The 20,654-nt window shown below is 46.7% G+C and carries 19 protein-coding genes and 2 tRNA genes; 5 read left to right on the top strand and 16 right to left on the bottom strand.

The genetic code is table 11. The annotated features are described in order from the left end of the window. Positions 1–11: 11 nt before the first annotated feature. From L1N97_RS12970 to L1N97_RS12950, 5 genes are all read left to right on the top strand, one after another. Positions 12–1,175, top strand: coding sequence for a serine hydrolase (locus L1N97_RS12970; RefSeq protein WP_236130074.1), 1,164 nt, complete (start codon positions 12–14; stop codon positions 1,173–1,175). A gap of 84 nt (positions 1,176–1,259) precedes the next feature. Then, the gene (ybeD, locus tag L1N97_RS12965) at positions 1,260–1,541 is read left to right on the top strand and encodes a DUF493 family protein YbeD (RefSeq protein ID WP_226751225.1); all 282 of its coding nucleotides are present in this window, start codon (positions 1,260–1,262) and stop codon (positions 1,539–1,541) included. Between the two features lie 77 nt (positions 1,542–1,618). After that, positions 1,619–2,272 (top strand): lipoyl(octanoyl) transferase LipB, encoded by a 654-nt coding sequence (gene lipB / locus L1N97_RS12960; RefSeq protein WP_324295608.1) that lies wholly within the window; start codon positions 1,619–1,621, stop codon positions 2,270–2,272. A 1-nt stretch (position 2,273) separates the two neighbouring features. After that, positions 2,274–3,251 carry a lipoyl synthase gene (gene lipA / locus L1N97_RS12955; RefSeq protein WP_229586357.1) on the top strand — a complete coding sequence of 326 codons (978 nt, stop codon included), beginning with the start codon at positions 2,274–2,276 and terminating at the stop codon, positions 3,249–3,251. Positions 3,252–3,457: 206 nt separating this feature from the next. Beyond that, on the top strand, positions 3,458–3,820 hold the full coding sequence (locus L1N97_RS12950; RefSeq protein ID WP_236130073.1) for a PilZ domain-containing protein: 363 nt from the start codon (positions 3,458–3,460) through the stop codon (positions 3,818–3,820). Here L1N97_RS12950 and L1N97_RS12945 read toward each other — a convergent pair. The 16 genes from L1N97_RS12945 to ftsH form a co-directional block, all read right to left on the bottom strand. After that, the gene (locus L1N97_RS12945; protein ID WP_236130072.1) at positions 3,817–5,022 is read right to left on the bottom strand and encodes a hypothetical protein; all 1,206 of its coding nucleotides are present in this window, start codon (positions 5,020–5,022) and stop codon (positions 3,817–3,819) included. The genes L1N97_RS12950 and L1N97_RS12945 overlap by 4 nt on opposite strands. Next, entirely contained in the window at positions 5,000–5,896 is an 897-nt protein-coding gene (gene nlpI / locus L1N97_RS12940) for a lipoprotein NlpI (protein ID WP_229586351.1), read from the bottom strand. The genes L1N97_RS12945 and nlpI overlap by 23 nt, the downstream gene beginning before the upstream one ends. A 1-nt stretch (position 5,897) precedes the next feature. Further along, positions 5,898–8,018, bottom strand: coding sequence for a polyribonucleotide nucleotidyltransferase (gene pnp, locus L1N97_RS12935; protein ID WP_236130071.1), 2,121 nt, complete (start codon positions 8,016–8,018; stop codon positions 5,898–5,900). Positions 8,019–8,191: 173 nt separating this feature from the next. Continuing rightward, positions 8,192–8,461, bottom strand: a complete 270-nt coding sequence (rpsO, locus tag L1N97_RS12930) for a 30S ribosomal protein S15 (protein ID WP_229586349.1) — start codon at positions 8,459–8,461, stop codon at positions 8,192–8,194. Positions 8,462–8,574: 113 nt separating this feature from the next. Beyond that, positions 8,575–9,495 carry a tRNA pseudouridine(55) synthase TruB gene (truB, locus tag L1N97_RS12925; protein WP_236130070.1) on the bottom strand — a complete coding sequence of 307 codons (921 nt, stop codon included), beginning with the start codon at positions 9,493–9,495 and terminating at the stop codon, positions 8,575–8,577. After that, on the bottom strand, positions 9,495–9,929 hold the full coding sequence (gene rbfA, locus L1N97_RS12920) for a 30S ribosome-binding factor RbfA (RefSeq protein WP_236130069.1): 435 nt from the start codon (positions 9,927–9,929) through the stop codon (positions 9,495–9,497). The genes truB and rbfA overlap by 1 nt, the downstream gene beginning before the upstream one ends. Positions 9,930–10,035: 106 nt before the next feature. After that, a complete protein-coding gene (gene infB / locus L1N97_RS12915) occupies positions 10,036–12,720 on the bottom strand; it encodes a translation initiation factor IF-2 (protein ID WP_229586343.1) in 2,685 nt (894 codons plus the stop codon). A 25-nt stretch (positions 12,721–12,745) separates the two neighbouring features. After that, positions 12,746–14,242, bottom strand: a complete 1,497-nt coding sequence (gene nusA / locus L1N97_RS12910) for a transcription termination factor NusA (protein WP_229586341.1) — start codon at positions 14,240–14,242, stop codon at positions 12,746–12,748. A gap of 33 nt (positions 14,243–14,275) precedes the next feature. After that, positions 14,276–14,731 (bottom strand): ribosome maturation factor RimP, encoded by a 456-nt coding sequence (rimP, locus tag L1N97_RS12905; protein ID WP_229586339.1) that lies wholly within the window; start codon positions 14,729–14,731, stop codon positions 14,276–14,278. 286 nt (positions 14,732–15,017) lie between these two features. Continuing rightward, positions 15,018–15,094: transfer RNA gene (locus L1N97_RS12900), tRNA-Met, on the bottom strand. Between the two features lie 64 nt (positions 15,095–15,158). Continuing rightward, positions 15,159–15,243: transfer RNA gene (locus L1N97_RS12895), tRNA-Leu, on the bottom strand. Between the two features lie 9 nt (positions 15,244–15,252). After that, complete coding sequence (gene secG, locus L1N97_RS12890) at positions 15,253–15,588, bottom strand: preprotein translocase subunit SecG (protein WP_236130068.1); 336 nt, start codon at positions 15,586–15,588, stop codon at positions 15,253–15,255. Between the two features lie 2 nt (positions 15,589–15,590). Then, complete coding sequence (gene tpiA, locus L1N97_RS12885; protein ID WP_236130067.1) at positions 15,591–16,328, bottom strand: triose-phosphate isomerase; 738 nt, start codon at positions 16,326–16,328, stop codon at positions 15,591–15,593. Positions 16,329–16,432: 104 nt separating this feature from the next. Then, entirely contained in the window at positions 16,433–17,767 is a 1,335-nt protein-coding gene (gene glmM, locus L1N97_RS12880) for a phosphoglucosamine mutase (protein WP_229586333.1), read from the bottom strand. After that, positions 17,767–18,603, bottom strand: coding sequence for a dihydropteroate synthase (gene folP, locus L1N97_RS12875; RefSeq protein WP_236130066.1), 837 nt, complete (start codon positions 18,601–18,603; stop codon positions 17,767–17,769). The genes glmM and folP overlap by 1 nt, the downstream gene beginning before the upstream one ends. 80 nt (positions 18,604–18,683) lie before the next feature. Further along, complete coding sequence (gene ftsH, locus L1N97_RS12870; RefSeq protein ID WP_268964744.1) at positions 18,684–20,603, bottom strand: ATP-dependent zinc metalloprotease FtsH; 1,920 nt, start codon at positions 20,601–20,603, stop codon at positions 18,684–18,686. Between the last annotated feature and the right edge of the window lie 51 nt (positions 20,604–20,654).

Here is a 20,654-nt window from a genome sequence, read left to right as displayed (position 1 = left end):
GAACAGGTGCCATGACTAGTTACCCACAATTTATTACTGCCGCTACGCTGGCTATTAGCAGCCTTTGTTTTACTGCCTCATTAACAGCACAAACGGTGACGCCACAAGCGCCAACGGTTGCTGCCAAAGGCCATATTCTTATTGATTATCATACGGGTACTGTACTGTCGGAAGAAAACGCCGATATGTCTTTAGCCCCTGCCAGCTTGACCAAAATGATGACGATATACGTTATCGGCATGGAATTAAAACAAGGCAATATCAGCCTTGATGATATGGTCACCATCAGCGAGCGCGCCTGGTCGAAAAACTTCCCGGGTTCATCCTTAATGTTTATTGAAGTGGGCACTCAGGTCTCCGTTGCTGATTTAAGCCGCGGTATCATGATCCAATCTGGTAATGATGCTTGTGTGGCGATGGCTGAGCATATTGCCGGTACCGAAGGCGCTTTTGTTGATTTAATGAATGCCCATGCTGAACGTTTGGGTATGAACAACAGCCGTTTTAGTAACAGCCACGGCCTACATTTAGAAGACCAATACACCACGCCTCGTGATATGTCTTTGTTATCACAAGCGTTAATTCGTGATGTACCTGATTTGTATGCGCTGTATTCTGAAAAAGAATTTAGTTACAACAATATCCGTCAATCAAACCGTAACTCTTTGTTATGGGATCGCAGTTTAGAAGTCGACGGTATTAAAACCGGTTATACCAAAGAAGCCGGTTATAGCCTGATCACCTCAGCGGTGCGTGAAGATATGCGCTTAGTCTCTGTGGTAATGGGTACGGCCAACGAGCGCGCTCGTGCCGCAGAAAACAAAAAACTGTTAACTTATGGCTTTCGCTTTTTTGAAACCTTTGCCCCTTATCAAGCTGGTGAAAAAATCAGTGAACAACGTATATGGCAAGGCAGCAAAGAAAGCATTGCGCTCGGTTTAGCTAAAACCAACAGCATTACGTTGCCACGCGGGCAGCGTAAAAGTTTAAAAGCCGAAGTGCGCTTGGATCAGCAACTGGTTGCCCCCATATCTGCGGGACAAGTAGTCGGTCAATTATATGTGCAGGTAGCAGAACAAGATGTGGCTATCTACCCGCTGGTTGCACTGGAAACCGTTGAACAAGGTGGTTTTTTCAGTCGGTTAGTTGACTACGTTAAAATGAAATTCAACTAAGTCTAGGTGCGGCAAGAAAAGAGTCCCGGCAGCTGTCGGGATTTTTTGTTAAAATGCCTATGACAATGCAAAAGAGACAACAACATGGTTACTGAAGTAAAAAACACCAAATTTGATGAGTATCTGGAATTCCCCTGCCAATTTAATTTTAAAGTGCTAGGGATTGCAGAAAGCCGTTTGGTTGACGATGTGATGATGGTGATCCAGCAACATACTGAGGCCACCGATTACAGCCCATTGGTTAAACCTAGCGCCAAAGGTAATTATCATTCCGTCTCGGTAAAAGTCACGGTAACCAGTAAAGAACATATTGAATTGCTGTACACCGAACTTGGCAAAATTGAACTGGTTCGTTACGTCCTGTAAAGCAGCTAAACATGCCATAAAGTTCGTATTAGCCAGATAATTCATTATAATGCAGCCAGTTTTTTACGGAGTTAGCCGTGTCTGTCAATGAACAACTTGTGATCCGTGATTTAGGGCTACAAGATTACACTCACATCTGGCAACAGATGCAGCAATTTACCGATAATCGGCATAGCGACACACCCGATGAAATTTGGCTATTGCAACATCAGCCGGTATTTACACAAGGCCAAGCAGGGAAAGAAGAACATCTGTTATTTCCAGGCGATATTCCGGTGGTTAAAGTCGATCGCGGCGGTCAAGTTACTTATCATGGCCCTGGCCAGTTAGTGGTTTATGTCTTGTTAGATATCAAGCGGCGTCAGCTTGGTGTCAGAAACCTAGTTACCATGCTAGAGCAAATATTGATCGAACTGCTACAGCGCTACCAGATTAATGCCGCGGCTAAAGCGGATGCGCCTGGCGTCTATGTCGATGGGGCTAAAATTGCTTCATTAGGCTTACGCGTGCGCAAGGGTTGCACCTTTCACGGCTTAGCACTGAATGTTGATATGGACTTAACCCCCTTTCAACGTATTAATCCTTGTGGGTATGCCGGCATGCAAATGATCCGTAGCGCTGATCTGGGTGGACCACAAAGCATCGCCGAAGCGAGTAAACTGATCGCAGAATTATTTCAACAGCACTTGGCCATTACGGTACCAGTGTTCAAAACGGGGTTAGAAAATTAATATGACCAAAACAGCACGTATGGAACCCGGCGTTAAATTGCGCGATGCCGAAAAAATGGCGCTGATCCCTGTTAAAGTGTTACCCACCGAGCGAGCAGAAATGCTGCGCAAGCCTGACTGGCTAAAAATCAAATTACCGAAAAGCTCTGAACGTATCGACGAAATTAAAGGGGCATTACGCAAACACGGTTTGCATTCGGTCTGTGAGGAGGCATCATGCCCTAACCTCTCTGAGTGTTTTAATCATGGTACGGCAACCTTTATGATCTTGGGTGCTATCTGTACCCGTCGTTGCCCATTTTGTGATGTCGCGCACGGTCGGCCATTACCACCGAGCGCCGAAGAGCCAGAAAAACTCGGCCTAACCATTCGCGATATGAAATTAAAATATGTGGTGATTACCTCAGTCGATCGCGATGATTTACGCGATGGGGGTGCACAGCATTTTGCGGATTGTATTGACGCCATCCGTAAGTACAACCCCGAGATCAAAATTGAAGTATTGGTACCCGATTTCCGTGGTCGGATGGATGTGGCATTAGACATCTTAAGCAAAAGCCCACCGGATGTGTTTAACCACAACCTGGAAACGGCGCCACGCCTCTATAAACTGGCTCGCCCGGGTGCCGATTACAAATGGTCACTGCAGCTGTTAAAGCGCTTTAAAGAAGCGCACCCAAACGTAGCGACTAAATCTGGCTTGATGGTGGGTTTAGGTGAAACCACAGAAGAATTGCTTGAAGTACTGCGTGATCTGCGTGAACACAACGTCGATATGCTCACCGTAGGTCAGTACTTACAGCCAAGCAAACACCATTTACCGGTAAAACGTTATATGCCGCCGGCCGAGTTTGATGAAATCAAAACCTTTGCCGACAGCATCGGTTTTAAACATGCCGCCTGCGGTCCTTTTGTACGCTCAAGCTATCATGCTGATCGCCAAGCAGCAGGTGAAGATATTCTTAGTCATAAAATCTAACTAAGGTTTTGCTTGGTAAAAAACGCCGCGTGTATCGCGGCGTTTTGCTAAAAAGCTTTTACACCATCTGAAGCCTATTGCGACAACCGATCTCTCGCTTATTAACTGCCTTATTAAAATCGACAGAGCCTGATTAAATTATACAAAGCGATTTCCGTTATAGCCGCTGATGGTTTAAGCTTAAAGTAACTAATTAAAAGGTGGGTATGATGGAGCAACGGCATAACAAGCGTGTGAGATTTTTTAGCGAAGTCTTTTTAGCAGCTGCAGGTAAACGCTATCCTACCGAGATTTTTGACTTATCGTTAAAAGGTGCTTTAGTCAAAAAACCCAGCGAGCCCTTACCAAACAAAACTGAGCCCATGTTGCTGCAATTGCAATTAAGTGGCTCGACCGAAGTGCTGACCATGCAAGTTACCATTGCACATGAGCATGCCGACTACTTAGGGCTACATTGCACAAAGATTGATATTGATAGCATCAGCCATCTGCGGCGTTTATTAGAATTGAATCTTGGTGATCCTGAGCTATTAAGCCGTGAATTAGCTGAGCTGAGTGATCTCGACTAACCTTCCACCTGTAACGCCGCAATCGCGGCCGGATAACCAAAGGCGGCCGCCGCTTGCATATAGCTTTGCCAGTGCTGCCACGCCTGTTGTTGCCGCGCTAAAAATGCAAAATAATATTGTACGGGCATTAATTGCTCCGGCTGTGCTAATTGCTGCTGTAACAGCTGCCAATATAACGGCGGTAATGGCGCCTCAAGATGGCGCATTGGGTTAAGCGCCGCGATCGGTCGATAAGCCTGCATATTCACCGCGCGACAGGTGTCTACCGGTGTAAGCGCTAAATCAGTACGGTTATCAATGCCATATTGCTGTTGATAACGGGCAACCAGCTCAGGGCTATTTCCGATCAACAAATTCGGTGCTATACGACCCGCCCGACACACCGCACGCGCACTGAGCGCTGACAGCGCATACTCATCTAAAAAACCGGCAATATGTAGAAACTCATGGCGTAGTAAGGCTAAATTAGCTTGTGCCGGTAACTGCACAATACCGTTGTTGTAACTGGCCACGCCGCGTCCCGCGATCACGAGTAACTGCTGAAAATCGCCCGCTAACACGGCATCGCTTAACGCTTGATAATCACAGTGTATTCTAGCAGCCGTTACCTCTGAACAATTTAAGGCGGTGCTGGTAATACGCAGCAACGGCTTAAAACACACCGGCAAACTCGCCAATTGCGGATCAGCCTGCCAAGCTTGCTGCAGGCTGTGCCAGCTACGTTCGCCCTCGGCTTGCGTCACAACCGGTTGCAGCGTTAAACGACAATCTGCCGGGCTTTGCCAAGCAACAGACACACGACGCGAGCTTTCTGGCCATAAGCCTAACTCCAACAAGATACTGTTCGGTAACTCTGCGGTTAAGTGGGGTTGCTCTACTAACTGCTGTTGCAACCAATGCGCGGTGGCTAAGGGCCCTTCAAGTCGCTGCTGCAATTGAATAGCATGTAAAAAGGCATCGCTCGCCCCCAGCTTAGCAGCATGGCGCCACCACTGCAGCGAGGCTTCTAACTCGTTGCTTGCTAAGCGCTGCTGTGCCACGGTGCGGGCCGCTACGGCATCGGTTTGCGCTTTGCCCAGTAATTGTTGCTCGGTTGTCGGCGATGACGGCTGACAACCCAACAGGCATAGAAAAACAAAAAAGCCAGCAAGCCGGCTTTTTTTCAGGAAATGACTTAACTTAGTTAAGATCAACTTGGGCATCACTGAGTGCTTCACCACGAAGGCGCGCCATTTCTAATCGTGCATAACGATGTTCAACAAACTCATAAACATTGGTTGCCAAGGCTTGATGGTAGTAGATCATCGCTTGGGCATTATTACCCTGGGCTTGATGCCATTTCGCTAAGTAAAAGTAGCTTTCACATAGGCGTTCCGCTAACTGTTTACGATCGCTGACATCTTGCAACATGCTTTGCAATAACGCTTCTTCACTGAGTTGGCCCGCATAAAAGCGTACCAAATTGGTACTCCAATCTGTGGGTTCTAAGCGAGCAAGTTGCGCCGTTAAACTGGCTAGTGCAGCAGTTGCATCGGTTTCGGCAAAGCCAATATAGCGCCATAAGATCCGGTAAGGGTCGTCAGGCTTCGCTTGCAAAAACTGTTGAAAATCAGCTTGCGCAAGGTCATTACGGCCTGCGTAATAAAAGGCGATAGCGCGATTAAGATAAGCAAAATCATAATCCGGCGCTAACTCAAGCGTAGAATCAAAAGCTTCATACGCCTGATCAAAATTACCGCTAAGCGTGTAATGAATACCCATAAAATTATAGGCATCGGCCATGTCAGGCTTAAAACGCAAAGCGCGCATAAAGTCTAAACGCGCCAACGAACGCAAACCAACGCTGTCGTACATCACGCCACGGTCATAAAACAACTGGGCACTTTGTTCATCAGTCAGCTCAGCCCGTTGTAGAATTTCCGTTAAACGGGCAATGGCCAGTTCATTACGATAAGGCACTGGCAAAGGCTCTGGTGTTAGCCAAGCTTGTTGCATAGTGACTGCAGGTTGCTGAGCGCAACCTGCTAAGCTCATTAGCCCCGTGATCAGGGCTAGCGGTAAGAGCACTCTTTTCACGTTAAGCTTCTGTTGGCGCTTCAGCAGCAGGCTTAGCCGCCGCTTCTTTGATGCTTAAACGTACGCGACCTTGCTTGTCAACTTCTAACACTTTAACGTCAACTTTCTGGCCTACTTGTAAGTGGTCAGCCACATTTTGCACGCGCTCATCCGAGATTTGTGAAATGTGCACTAAGCCATCCTTACCAGGTAACACGTTAACAAAAGCACCGAAATCAACGATACGCACCACTTCACCTTGGTAAATGGTACCCACTTCGATCTCAGCAGTAATCGCATTGATTTTGTCGATAGCGATTTGCGCCGCTTTAGCCGTGGTTGCAGCAATTTTGATGCTACCGTCGTCTTCCAGCTCAATCGTTGTACCTGACTCTTCAGTGATTTGACGAATCACTGCGCCACCTTTACCGATAACTTCACGGATTTTCTCCGGATTAATCTTCATGGTGTAAATACGTGGTGCGTATTCAGACATCTCTTCACGGTGACCACTAATGGCTTGATCCATTACGTTCAGGATATGTAAACGCGCGGCTTTCGCCTGTTTTAACGCCGTTTGCATGATCTCTTTGGTAATACCGTCGATCTTGATGTCCATTTGTAGAGCAGTAATACCTTCCGTAGTACCGGCCACTTTAAAGTCCATGTCACCTAAGTGATCTTCATCGCCTAAGATGTCAGATAATACAACGAAGTTGTCGCCTTCTTTCACCAGACCCATAGCGATACCCGCTACAGACGCTTTGATCGGTACACCCGCATCCATTAAGGCTAATGATGAACCACAGACTGAAGCCATTGAGCTTGAGCCGTTTGATTCAGTGATTTCAGAGACGATACGAACCGTGTACGGGAAGTCTTCAAAATCAGGCATTACGGCTAACACACCGCGCTTCGCTAAACGGCCATGACCGATTTCACGACGCTTCGGTGAACCAACCATACCGGTTTCACCCACACAGTACGGCGGGAAGTTGTAGTGCAACATAAAGGTATCAGTTTTCGCACTTAACAAGTCGTCGATGTTTTGCGCATCGCGCGCAGTACCTAAGGTACAGGTAACTAACGCTTGCGTTTCACCGCGAGTAAATAAAGATGAACCGTGCGTACGTGGTAAGACGCCCGTCATTACGCTTAAACCACGGATCATCTCTGGATCACGGCCATCGATACGCGGCTCGCCTTTAGTAATACGGCTGCGAACTACTTTACTTTCTAAGTCGTGGAAGATATCGCCAAATTCGTTTTTATTCAGCTCTTCGCCTTCCGCTAACTCTTCTGTTAACTTCGCTAATAAGGCATTTTTAATTTCAGCAATACGCTCGTAACGTTTGGCTTTTTCTGTAATTTGGTAAGCTTCACCCAGATCAGCCGTCGCCAGTTCAGCAACTTTAGCAATCAACGGTAAGTTTTTCGCTGGAGCTTGCCAGTTCCAAGGTGTTTTTGCCGCTTCAGCCGCTAATTCGTTGATGGCAGTAATGGCCGTTTGAAATTGCTCATGACCATACATGACTGCGCCTAACATCACGTCTTCTGACAGAATGCCCGCTTCAGATTCAACCATTAATACTGCGTTGTGCGTACCGGCAACAACCAAGTCTAATTTCGAGCTTTTTAGCTCTTCTTCAGATGGGTTTAACACATATTGATTATTGATATAACCAACACGGGCAGCACCGATTGGGCCTGCAAATGGAATACCTGATAAAGCTAACGCAGCAGAAGTACCAATTAACGCTACGATATCCGGTTGAATTTCAGGCTGTACCGACACAACCGTGGCGATAACTTGCACTTCGTTAGTGAAGCCTTCTGGGAACAATGGACGGATCGGACGGTCGATTAAACGACTGGTTAAAGTTTCACCTTCACTTGGCCGACCTTCACGTTTAAAAAAGCCACCCGGGATACGGCCAGCTGCATACATTTTTTCCTGGTAGTTTACGGTTAAAGGAAAGAAATCCTGACCAGGTTTAGGTTCTTTCTTACCAACGACAGTTACTAAAACAGAAGTATCTCCCAGGCTGGCCAGTACTGCGGCATCTGCCTGACGGGCAATTACGCCGGTTTCTAAAGTGAAAGTATGTTGGCCAAACTGAAATGATTTTACGATGGGAGTCACGTGTGTATTTCCTTAATCTTAATCGCCGAATTGCGATGTTTTTCTCTGTGTTTTTTACCTACACAGTATACTCTGTAACCTGTTACAAAAGATAGTTCAACACTTGGACTAACTTATTTTAAAAGGCATAAAAAAAGAGGCTAAAAAGCCTCTTTTTATTACAGCGTTAATAATTAACGACGTAAGCCTAAACGGCCGATCAGAGTCGCGTAACGCGTCTGGTCTTTGCCTTTTAAGTAATCTAAAAGTTTACGACGCTGGCTAACCATACGTAACAAACCACGACGAGAGTGGAAATCGTGTTTGTGCTCAGCAAAGTGACCTTGCAGGTGAGTGATTGACGCAGTTAACAGGGCAACCTGTACTTCTGGTGAACCGGTGTCGCCAGCTTTAACAGCGTAATCAGCAACGATTTGTGCCTTAACGGCAGCGCTTAATGACATGGTATGTCTCCAAATGTGAGTGAACTAAGATACGCTCACCGCCGATCACTCATCCAGCGGCAGCAAAAACAGTTGCGCATTTTACCCGCCCTTGACGAGCTTTACAAGGTAAGTTAAGCGCTCAGTAACGATAAATTGACTAAACGACGACTACGAAGCTCTCCGCTCTCAATCGTGCCAATGCCAATAAACTGTGCCGCCTGATTATACAGTTTAATACTGTCAATATCGGCATGGCTTAGCTGACAGGTTTGGCCATGCATAAGTGCGTGCTCTTGCTGAGCATCCAAGGTCAACGCTGGCATAGCAACTAAACCCGCGTCCATCGGCAATAATAAGTTGTCCAGCGCGGCCCAATCTGCAGCGGTGTTGAGTGGTTCCAGTGCGCTTGGCGCGAGCATTTGCGCAGCCGTAAAAGGACCTACTTGGATCCGATGCAGCGCAGCCACATGCGCACCACAGCCTAAAGCTTCACCTAAATCATCAATTAACGTGCGAATGTAAGTCCCTTTAGAGCAATGCACAATAAAATCGGCACGATCACCTGTACGCTGGACTAACTCGAAACGAAAAATACTGATAGGCCGTGCCGCGCGCGGAACTTCAATACCTTGGCGTGCATATTTGTATAAGGGTTGGCCTTGGTATTTAAGCGCTGAAAACATGGTCGGCACTTGTAAAATATCACCTCGCAACGCTTGCATAGCCTGTTCGAGATCGCTGTCAGTAAACTGTACCGGCTTTTCACTGATCACTTCCCCTTCAGCATCGCTGGTGCTAGTACGAACACCAAACAGGGCAGTCACTTGATAGGTTTTATCGGTATCCAGTAAAAACTGACTAAACTTAGTGGCTTCACCAAAACAAATGGGCAGTAAACCCGACGCCATCGGATCTAAGGCGCCAGTATGGCCGGCTTTGGCCGCTTGATATAACCAGCGCACTCGCTGCAAAATACCGTTACTGCTCACTTCTAAAGGTTTGTCTAACAACAAGATACCATGCACTTGCCGAGCGTTTTTCCGCGCCCGCATTACTCTTCCTCGCCGCCTTTACGCTGATCTGGCGCTGGCTCATCGTCGTTGTGACCGATTTCTTGGCGTTTACGTTGATCTTCTTGCCGTACCGATGCCACCAAGGTGGCCATCCGGATACCTTCGTTTAGCGACTGATCAAAAGCAAAACGAATGTGTGGCACGATGCGCGTTTCAATACGTTTACCAATTAAACTGCGCACGTAACCGGCGGCATCATTCAAAATCTTTAAGTTGTCTTCGACTTTCTCGTTATCCATACCTAAAAAGGTGACAAATACCTTGGCATGCGATAAATCGCGAGACACTTCAACATCAGAGACGGTGATCATGGTGTGCAAGCGTGGATCTTTAATCTCACGTTGCAGGATCACCGCCATTTCTTTTTTCACTTGCTGTGAAAGCCGGTCTACCCGGGAAAATTCTTTGGCCATACCTTATTTCCTTGTTGCCCTGCTCAGCATTTTTGCCACTGAGTCATATTGGCATAAACACAACAGGGGCAACACGTGCCCCTGTATTAACGTGTCACGTCATCTATTATAGAGTACGTTCGACCTGAATAGTCTCGAACACTTCGATCTGATCGCCTTCGCGCACATCGTTATAGTTCTTCACACCGATACCACATTCAAAGCCATTTCTAACTTCGTTCACGTCGTCTTTAAAGCGACGCAGTGATTCTAGCTCACCTTCGAAAATGACCACGTTATCACGCAGTACGCGAATTGGGGCATTACGCTTGATTAAGCCTTCGGTAACCATACAGCCTGCAACAGCGCCAAACTTCGGTGAACGGAATACGTCACGAACCTGTGCTAAACCAATGATTTGCTGTTTAAACTCTGGTGCTAACATACCCGTCATCGCCGCTCTGACTTCGTCTAACAGTTCATAAATGATGCTGTAATAACGTAAATCTAAGCCTTCTTCTTCAACCAGTTTGCGCGCAGTACCATCGGCACGTACGTTGAAACCAATGACGATTGCTGATGATGCAGCAGCCAAGGTCACGTCAGTTTCAGTAATACCACCCACGCCTGAGCCAACAATCCGAACCTTCACTTCGTCTGTAGACAACTTCATCAAGGATTCAGTGATCGCTTGCACCGAACCTTGTACGTCACCTTTCAGAACGATATTCAGCTCAGAAACGTCACCTTCCGTCATGTTAGCAAACATGTTTTCCAGTTTAGATTTCTGCTGACGAGCCAGTTTCACATCACGGAATTTACCTTGACGATACAAGGCCACTTCACGGGCTTTACGCTCATCTTTCACCACGGTGACTTCGTCACCGGCTTCTGGTACGCCAGATAAACCTAAGATCTCAACAGGAATTGACGGCCCAGCAGTTTTGATTTCTTTACCGTTTTCGTCACGCATTGCCCGCACACGGCCATATTCAAAACCACACAGCACGACATCGCCTTGCTTTAAGGTGCCTTCCTGAACCAGGATAGACGCCACAGGACCACGGCCTTTGTCTAAGCGTGATTCAATAACCACACCACGACCTAAACCTTTATGTACGGCTTTCAGTTCTAACAATTCGGCTTGGTTCAGGATCGCTTCTAACAGATCATCAATACCTTCACCTGTTTTTGCAGATACTGGAACGAACTGTGTATCGCCACCCCAATCTTCTGAAATAACATCGAACTGTGATAATTCATTACGTACCCGATCTGGATCCGCTGAAGGCTTATCAATCTTGTTCACCGCAACCACTAAAGGCACGTTACCGGCTTTAGCATGTTGGATAGCTTCGCGAGTTTGTGGCATTACGCCATCGTCCGCCGCAACAACTAAGATAACGATATCGGTTGCTTTCGCACCACGAGCCCGCATTGAAGTGAAGGCCGCGTGACCGGGTGTATCAAGGAAAGTCACCATGCCACGTTCAGTTTCTACGTGATAAGCACCGATATGCTGAGTAATACCACCGGCTTCGCCTGCAGCCACTTTCGCTTTACGGATGTAATCCAGTAATGAGGTTTTACCATGGTCAACGTGACCCATAACAGTCACAACCGGCGCACGTGATTCTAATTCGCCCTGACCTTCACGATCAGACATAACCGCTTCTTCTAACTCGTTTTCTTTCGTCAGGGTAAATTTATGACCCATCTCTTCACAAACGATCGCGGCAGTTTCTTGGTCGATAACTTGGTTGATAGTCGCCATAGCGCCCATCTTCATCATCGCCTTAATCACTTCTGAAGCTTTAACGGCCATTTTCGAGGCCAGCTCAGCAACCGTAATGGTCTCACCAATTTTCACATCACGCTCAACAGGTTGTGCCGGCTTATTAAAGCCATGCTGCATACTGGTAGGCGTTTTCTTTTTCTTGGTGTGGCGATTAGCACGATTAAAGGCTTCTTTATCGTTACCATCGTCTTTCTTTTTACCTTTAGCTGGTGGGGCTTTTTTACCCACACCACGACGACCGGCACGCTCTTCTTTGGCGTCCACTTCGTCTTCAGCTTGCTTGGCAAATTCATTACTGGTTAAGTGATAATCGTCTTTTTCAGTCGACTTCGCTTTTTCTTCTAAAGCCCAACGCTCGCCGTTTTCTTCCGCTAATTTACGCGCGGCTTCAGCTTGCTTCTTGGCTTCTTCTTCTAGCTTACGCAGTGATTCAGCTTCTTGTTGCTGACGAATATGTTCAGCTTCTTTGCGCGCTTCTTCTTTCGCTGCACGACGAGCCGCTTCTTCCGGATCGTCTTTTAATAATTGTGCTTGCTTGGCTTCTTCGCGTTTTTTCGCTTCAGCGGCTTTGCGTTCCGCTTCTTCTTTCGCTTTAGCCGCTTCTATTTCACGGGCTTTTTGTTCCGCTTCTTGACGAGCACGGTTGGCTTCAGCATTGGCTTTTTCTTCAGCTAAACGCGCTTCTTCTTGCGCTTTCAATGTTTCAGCATCAACAACCGGTTTTTTGATAAAGGTTTTTTGCTTACGCACTTCAACCTGGATCTCACGGTTACGGCCTGCGCCGCCTGCTACACTCAAGGTGCTCTTTTCTTTGCGCTTCAGCGTTAACTTGGCTGGCTCAGGCGCTTTTCCGCCATGGGCTTTGCTCAAGTGCTCTAGCAATTGTTTTTTCTCTTCTTCAGTTACCGATTGGCCTTTGGCCTTGGTAATACCTGCATCAGCAAATTGTTGGACTAACCGATCAACAGTTGTACCGACATCACTGGCCAGCTTTTCTATGGTGACTTCTGCCATTTGTGTTGTTACCTCCGTTGACTACTCAGTTACTTTCATTAAACCAGACAATATTACGAGCAGCCATTATTAACTCTGCAGCTTTATCTTCTGTCATTTCAACTAATTCTAATAAATCATCCACACCCAGTTCAGCCAAATCATCCAGGGTGGTCACCCCTTTGCTGGCGATAACATAAGCGGTATGCGTATCTAAACATTCTAAGGCCAACAATTGTTCTGTTGGCTTGGCATCTTCCAGTGATTCTTCACTGGCCAGTGCGCGTGTGGTCAGAATATCTTTGGCGCGGTTACGCAGTAACTCAACCGTTTCTTCATCTAAACCATCGATTGACAACAATTCGCTAATAGGCACGTAAGCCACTTCTTCTAGCGTAGAGAAACCTTCGTCAACCAGCACATCAGCAAAGTCTTCATCGATTTCAAGTGCGTCCATAAATACCTGACGAACTTTAGCCGTTTCTTCTTGATGCTTCGCTTTCATGGCAGCAACTGACATAACGTTCAGTTCCCAACCTGTTAATTGGCTTGCTAAACGCACGTTTTGACCATTACGACCAATCGCCATCGCCAGATTTGACTCTTCAACAGCGATATCCATAGAGTGAGCATCTTCATCAACAATGATAGAAGCAACTTCAGCTGGCGCCATGGCGTTAATCACAAATTGAGCATCGTTATCGTCATACAACACGATATCAACCCGCTCACCACCTAATTCGTTTGATACGGCTTGAACACGTGAACCACGCATACCAACACAAGCACCCACGGGATCAATGCGACGGTCATTACTTTTAACAGCAATCTTGGCACGTGAACCGGGATCGCGCGCTGCGCCGCGAAGTTCTATCATTTCTTCGCCAATTTCTGGCACTTCAATGCGGAACAACTCTAACAGCACTTCTGGCTTAGCACGGCTTAAAAACAGCTGTGCACCACGAGCTTCTGGTTTTACATCAAATAATAACGTACGAATGCGGTCACCTGGGCGATAGGTTTCACGCGGTAACATTTCTTCGCGTGGTAACATGGCTTCAGCGTTGTTACCTAAATCGACGATAATACTTTCACGATTCACTTTTTTAACCACGCCGGTGACTAGCTCACCCACTTGGTCGATATACGCTTCAACAACCTGTGAACGTTCAGCTTCACGTACTTTTTGTACGATAACTTGTTTCGCCATTTGCGTGGTGATACGGTCAAATTCGACAGAGTCGATTTGCTCTTCAACAAAATCACCTAACTTAATGTTTGGCTCATCATACTGTGCTGCTGAAAAGGTCATTTCACGGTATGGGTGTTCCATGACGGCATCATCTGCGATCACTTCCCAGCGGCGGAAAGTGTCATAACTACCGGTTTTGCGATCGATGCTAACCCGAACTTCAATATCGCCTTCATTTTTCTTTTTAGTGGCGGCGGCTAATGCAAACTCCAGTGCTTGGAAAATCTTTTCCCGTGGCACTGATTTTTCATTTGAAACCGCATCAACAACTAATAATATCTCTTTTGCCATTATATGCCTCGCTTTGACGCTAACCCGGGACGCTTAAAAAACCGGTACCACGTTTGCTTTATCAATATTATCGAAAAGCAAACTATAGGGTTTGCCATCCACTTCCATTACTAACATGTCGCCATCGAAGCTTGTTAGTAACCCTTTGAATTTACGTCGACTGTCTTGAGGTATCGTTAATTTAACCTCAAGTTTATGGCCAACATATTGGGTGAATTGTGCTTCGGTGAACAACGGCCGATCCAAGCCTGGTGAAGATACTTCGAGGGTATACTCTGTTGGGATTGGATCCTCAACATCCAGCAAAGCGCTGATTTCTCGACTGATCAGGGCACAGTCTTCGACTGTAATGCCATCTGCTTTATCGATAAACACTCTCAGTGTGGTATGACGACCGGCTCGCACCAGTTCGATACCCCACAATTGATAACCGGCTGTCTCCACAGTCGGCGTCAGCAGCTCTGTTAGTTGCTGTTCTTGTTTAGCCAAAAAAACCTCCGAAACACAAATAAAAAATGGGCAAAGCGCCCATTACTGCATAAACACTAACTCCAGATACGAAAAAGCCCCGAACAAGCGGGGCGAATTCACATCCAATCATTACGCATATCGCCAATGCGCAATGAATATTTAATAGGGCGGGAGTTGTATCAACATCTACGACCGCTGTTACGAAACCCCTTTCAAAAACTTATTAAGCTTGTAGCAGTGAGTCTAAACTGTTGAGATAAAGAGTTGTTACAACAACTGTTAGTAATAAGTTTAAACTGAAAGTTGGTTGCGGGAGCCGGATTTGAACCGACGACCTTCGGGTTATGAGCCCGACGAGCTACCAGGCTGCTCCATCCCGCGTCCGTAACTGGTGCACATTATATAGTGCCTGTACTGATAGCGCAAGCTACTGCTTACGTTAATTTGGTGCCGAGAGCGGGACTTGAACCCGCACGTCCGAAGACACTACCCCCTCAAGATAGCGTGTCTACCAATTTCACCACCTCGGCGTATAAAACTTAATTACCTACCGGGATGTCGTTAACGTCATCTTTCTTGGCAGGGGCCTGTTCGGTGCTTACCGGAACAGATTGGAAAAAATCTGAGCCATCATCTGGCTTGCTTTGCTTAGCGGTTAAGTTGCCTAATACTAAGCTCAACATAAAAAATAAAATTGCCAAAAAGGTAGTGGTTTTCGTTAAGAAATTACCTGTACCGCTTGAACCAAATACTGTACCAGAAGCACCAGCACCAAATGCTGCGCCCATGCTAGCGCCTTTACCGTGTTGAATTAACACTAATAAAATAAGGGCTAGCGAAACTAACAAATAACAAATTACAAATAAATCGTACATGCTTATTCCTTTGCACTAAGGCAAATTTGCGCAAATTCTTCGGGTTTTAAGCTAGCACCGCCAACTAAAGCACCGTCTATGTCTGGTTGAGTAAATAATGCAGCACAATTTTCCGCATTAACACTGCCACCATATAAAATTTTCACCTGTTGCGCTGCGTCGGCATCATACTTAGCTAACTCAGCACGGATAAAGGCATGTGTCTGTTGCGCCTGCTCCGGTGTTGCTGACTCACCAGTACCTATCGCCCAAATCGGTTCATATGCAACGACCGATTTCTGCAGCAATTCGGGGTGCGAAGCATACACTGCTGCTAATTGTTTCGCAATAACCTGCTCGGTTTTTTCTTGCTGCCGTTCTGCTAACGTTTCACCAATACATAAGAGGGGTGTTAAGCCTGCAGCGACTGCAGTGGCTACTTTTGCAGCAATTAGCTGATCAGTTTCAAATTGATATTCACGACGTTCAGAGTGCCCTACTAGCGCATAACGAGCGCCTGCCGCTAACAACAATTCCGCACTTAACTGGCCGGTGTAGGCACCCGCTAAATGCGCACTGATATCTTGACCACCCAGCTGAAAAGCACGCGCTGTTGGAAAAGCGCTTAACAACGTAGCGGGAGGGCAAATTAAAATATCCACTTGCGGTGCTATTGATTGCAATGTTGTGCTGATCGTATTGATCAGCGCTGATGAGCCATTCATTTTCCAATTGGCGGCAACAAGCTTTTTACGTGACATTAGGCAGTATCCTTAGCTTACACCTGTTGATAGTAACTAAGCTTCTGCTTTAGAACAAGCTTTAGCCGCGACAACGCGGCTAATTGTCTATTTATTAACTGATCTTAACTGGCAATTTTTACCGCATCAGCAATTTTTTCAGCATATTGGCGAACGGTGTCGGCATCCTCGCCTTCAACCATCACGCGGATCAATGGCTCGGTACCTGATTTACGGATCAGCACGCGGCCCTTTCCTGCCAAATCGCGCTCTACTGCAGCAATACATTCTTTTACGTTAACTTTATCTAATGGCGTAGAACCTTTAGCAAATTTCACGTTAACCAGTACCTGCGGTAACTTACGCATATCGCTCATCAATTGCGCCAAGCTTTTGCCGCTAGAGAGCATGGCAGTGAGGACTTGAAGTGAGGCAATAATGCCATCACCGGTGCAGGTGTAATCAAGATTTAACACATGGCCTGAGTTTTCACCGCCAATGCGCCAGTTCTTTTCTCGGAGTAATTCCATAACGTAACGATCACCTACGGCACTGCGCGCAAACGGAATATCTAATTTAGCTAAAGCCAGCTCTAAACCCATATTGCTCATTAAGGTCCCGACTACGCCGCCTTTTAATGTACCGGCTTCTTTCGCAGCACGCGCAATGATATAAACAATCTCATCACCATCAAGCACGCGACCATGTTGATCGACCATCATCACGCGATCACCATCGCCATCATAGGCAATACCCAGATCAGCTTGTTTTTCTAACACGGTTGCACGTAATAAATCAGTATGGGTTGCGCCGCACTGCTCATTAATATTTAAACCATCTGGCTTACAGCCGATCGCGATAACTTCAGCACCCAGTTCTTTAAAAACCGCAGGCGCAATATGGTAAGTTGCTCCATGAGCACAATCGATGACGATTTTTAACCCACTGAGCGACAAGTTGTTGTTAAGGTGGCTTTTACAGAATTCGATATAACGACCCGCCGCATCATTGATACGCTCTGCTTTACCGAGCTTTTCTGACGATTCACAAATCATCGGTTGTTCAAGCTCGTGCTCAATCGCCAATTCAATTTCATCCGCCAGTTTCATACCATCAGCGGAGAAAAACTTAATGCCATTGTCATAATAAGGGTTGTGTGAAGCACTGATCACGATACCGGCTTCGGCCCGGAAAGTTCGCGTTAAATAGGCGACGGCAGGTGTGGGCATTGGGCCCAATAAGCGCACATCAATACCGGCGGCAATTAAGCCTGCTTCTAATGCCGTTTCTAATAAATAACCTGAAATGCGCGTATCTTTACCGATCAATACTTTGCGTGTACCGCGCTGAGATAATACTCGACCCGCGGCCCAACCCAATTTCATGGCAAATTCAGGGGTAATAGGAAATTCACCAACGCGACCGCGTACACCATCAGTTCCAAAATATTTTCTTGTCATTATTTAACTCCATAACGGGCCGCAGCAGCAACGCGTACTGCTTGCACACTTTCTTTAACATCATGCACACGAATAATTTGTGCGCCAGCATAAGCCGCTAAGCTGGCACATGCAAGACTGCCAGCAAGCCTTTCTGACGTTGGTAACCCTAGTAACTGGCCAATCATACTTTTACGTGACATACCGGCAAGCACCGCATAACCGCTTGCCACAAATTGATCTAATGCGGCTAACAACTGATAATTATGCGCTAAGGTTTTACCAAAACCAAAACCAGGATCGAGCACAATTTGACTCGCAGGAATGCCCGCTTGCTGACATGCCTCGGCTCTGGCCAATAAAAACGCCAGTACTTCAGGTACCAGTTGCTCATATTGTGGATCATGTTGCATGGTACGAGGCGCCCCTTGCATATGCATAATGCAAACGGGAACTTGCAACGCAGCGGCAGTTTCTAGCGCCGCCGGAGCTTGCAAAGCACAGACATCATTAATCATATCGGCGCCAGCCTGAACGGCCGCTGACATCACCTCAGCTTTACTGGTATCAATCGAAATGGCACAATCAAAACGTTGGCGTAAAGCGCTGATTACGGGGATAACTCGCGCTAATTCTTCAGTTAAGCTAACGGCTGAAGCGCCAGGTCGTGTGGACTCACCACCGACATCGAGAATGGTTGCGCCGTCACGCAACATTTGCTCCGCACTAAATAAGGCTTGATCCAGTACTTGGTGTTTACCACCATCAGAAAATGAATCAGGGGTAATATTTAATATGCCCATGATCTGTGGTCGATCTAAAATAAGAGAACGTTGCCGAGGTAACTGTAACTGCATGTGGCTTACTCCGCTAAAAACAAAACCCCGGACAAGCCGGGGTTGTTATTATAACTGCTTTGCAAAGGCATGTAAGTGACTTAGTGCACGCTGCCTTCAGAGGGTTTATCCGTTGCGGTAGGCGCAGCAGATGGCGCTGACTTATCATCATCACCGCCTTTACTATCCTTATCACGCGGTTCCCAGTTTTCAGGCTGGCTAACTGCTTTACGCTCCATCAACTCTTTAATCTGACGTGAATCAATGGTTTCGTACAACATCAGCGCATCTTTCATGGCATGTAAAATGTCCATGTTTTCATCTAGCAGCTGTTTTGCCCGATTATAGTTACGATCGATAATGGCCTTGATTTCCGAATCGATAATCGAGGCGGTCTCATCTGACATATTGTTCGATTTGCCCATGCTGCGGCCTAAGAATACTTCACCTTCTTCTTCAGCATATAACAATGGCCCTAACTTCTCAGAGAAACCCCATTGTGTCACCATGTTACGGGCAATCGAGGTCGCGTATTTAATATCTTGCGAAGCACCGGTCGACACCGCATCTAAACCGTAAATCACTTCTTCGGCTAAACGCCCACCATAAGCGACGGAAATTTTACTTTCTAGCTTACGACGGCTGACGCTAATAGCATCTTGCTCTGGTAGGAAGAAGGTCACACCCAAGGCACGGCCACGCGGAATAATCGTCACTTTGTGCACAGGATCATGCTCAGGAACTAAACAACCAATAATGGCATGCCCCGCTTCATGATATGCCGTCATTTCTTTCTCGGCATCTGTCATTACCATGGAACGGCGCTCTGCACCCATCATAATCTTGTCTTTAGCACGCTCAAACTCTTCCATGCTAACGACTCGGCGATTACCACGAGCGGCAAATAGCGCTGCTTCGTTAACCAAGTTTGCCAAGTCAGCACCCGAAAAACCTGGTGTACCTCGAGCAATAACACTGGCTTTCACATCATCTGCAATAGGTACTTTACGCATATGTACTTTTAAAATTTGCTCACGACCGCGCACATCAGGTAAACCGACCACGACTTGACGATCGAAACGGCCAGGACGCAGCAACGCTGCATCAAGCACATCGGGACGGTTCGTTGCAGCGATAATAATCACGCCTTCGTTGCCATCAAAACCGTCCATTTCAACCAGCATCTGGTTAAGCGTTTGCTCGCGTTCATCGTGACCACCACCTAAACCGGCACCACGCTGACGGCCTACGGCATCAATCTCATCGATGAAGATAATGCAAGGTGCGGCTTTTTTGGCTTGGTCGAACATATCCCGTACCCGAGAAGCACCAACACCCACAAACATTTCAACGAAATCAGAACCAGAAATGGTAAAGAAAGGCACTTTCGCTTCGCCAGCAATCGCTTTTGCTAACAGCGTTTTACCTGTACCTGGTGGGCCCACCATTAAGATACCCTTAGGGATCTTACCGCCGAGCTTCTGGAAACGTGAAGGGTCGCGTAGATATTCAACCAGTTCTGAAACTTCTTCTTTCGCTTCATCACAACCGGCAACATCAGCAAACGTAGTCTTAATTTGGTCTTCACCCATTAAGCGCGCTTTGCTTTTGCCAAACGACATGGCGCCTTTGCCACCGCCGCCTTGCATCTGACGCATAAAGAAAATCCAGACACCGATTAACAACAGCATTGGGAACCAAGAGATAAAGATGGTTGCTAACCAGCTGGACTCTTCAGGTTTGCTACCCAAAGTGCGCACGTCATTTTTGATTAAATCATCCAGAAGTTTTTCGTCGTAGCCACCAGGGATCACGGTTTCAAAGCGTTCACCACTGCGTTTTACACCGGTAATCACACCCGTGCGCTCTACTTTAACTTCACGGATCACTCCCTGATTTACTTCTTTAACGAACTGGGTGTAACTGGTCATGCGATCCGTGTTTTCACTCGGGCCAAAGCTATTGAATACTGACATCAGTACTACCGCGATGACTAACCAGACAATCAGATTTTTTGCCATGTCACTCAAGGTTATAACCTCATCTTTACTCTAAAAATCATTAATACCGGA

The organism is Rheinheimera sp. UJ63 (assembly GCF_021568285.1).
In the GTDB taxonomy this organism is placed as follows: Bacteria; Pseudomonadota; Gammaproteobacteria; order Enterobacterales; family Alteromonadaceae; genus Alishewanella; species Alishewanella maricola.
The sequence above is the reverse complement of the archived record's forward strand: the minus strand, read 5'-3'. Positions and strand labels throughout refer to the sequence as shown.

Coding starts and splice junctions, on each gene's coding strand:
- L1N97_RS12970 (WP_236130074.1), top strand. CDS start 12: ATGACTAGTTACCCACAATTTATTACTGCCGCTACGCTGGCTATTAGC.
- ybeD (WP_226751225.1), top strand. CDS start 1,260: ATGGTTACTGAAGTAAAAAACACCAAATTTGATGAGTATCTGGAATTC.
- lipA (WP_229586357.1), top strand. CDS start 2,274: ATGACCAAAACAGCACGTATGGAACCCGGCGTTAAATTGCGCGATGCC.
- L1N97_RS12950 (WP_236130073.1), top strand. CDS start 3,458: ATGATGGAGCAACGGCATAACAAGCGTGTGAGATTTTTTAGCGAAGTC.
- L1N97_RS12945 (WP_236130072.1), bottom strand. CDS start 5,022: ATGCCCAAGTTGATCTTAACTAAGTTAAGTCATTTCCTGAAAAAAAGC.
- rpsO (WP_229586349.1), bottom strand. CDS start 8,461: ATGTCATTAAGCGCTGCCGTTAAGGCACAAATCGTTGCTGATTACGCT.
- truB (WP_236130070.1), bottom strand. CDS start 9,495: ATGCGGGCGCGGAAAAACGCTCGGCAAGTGCATGGTATCTTGTTGTTA.
- rbfA (WP_236130069.1), bottom strand. CDS start 9,929: ATGGCCAAAGAATTTTCCCGGGTAGACCGGCTTTCACAGCAAGTGAAA.
- infB (WP_229586343.1), bottom strand. CDS start 12,720: ATGGCAGAAGTCACCATAGAAAAGCTGGCCAGTGATGTCGGTACAACT.
- nusA (WP_229586341.1), bottom strand. CDS start 14,242: ATGGCAAAAGAGATATTATTAGTTGTTGATGCGGTTTCAAATGAAAAA.
- secG (WP_236130068.1), bottom strand. CDS start 15,588: ATGTACGATTTATTTGTAATTTGTTATTTGTTAGTTTCGCTAGCCCTT.
- tpiA (WP_236130067.1), bottom strand. CDS start 16,328: ATGTCACGTAAAAAGCTTGTTGCCGCCAATTGGAAAATGAATGGCTCA.
- glmM (WP_229586333.1), bottom strand. CDS start 17,767: ATGACAAGAAAATATTTTGGAACTGATGGTGTACGCGGTCGCGTTGGT.
- folP (WP_236130066.1), bottom strand. CDS start 18,603: ATGCAGTTACAGTTACCTCGGCAACGTTCTCTTATTTTAGATCGACCA.
- ftsH (WP_268964744.1), bottom strand. CDS start 20,603: ATGGCAAAAAATCTGATTGTCTGGTTAGTCATCGCGGTAGTACTGATG.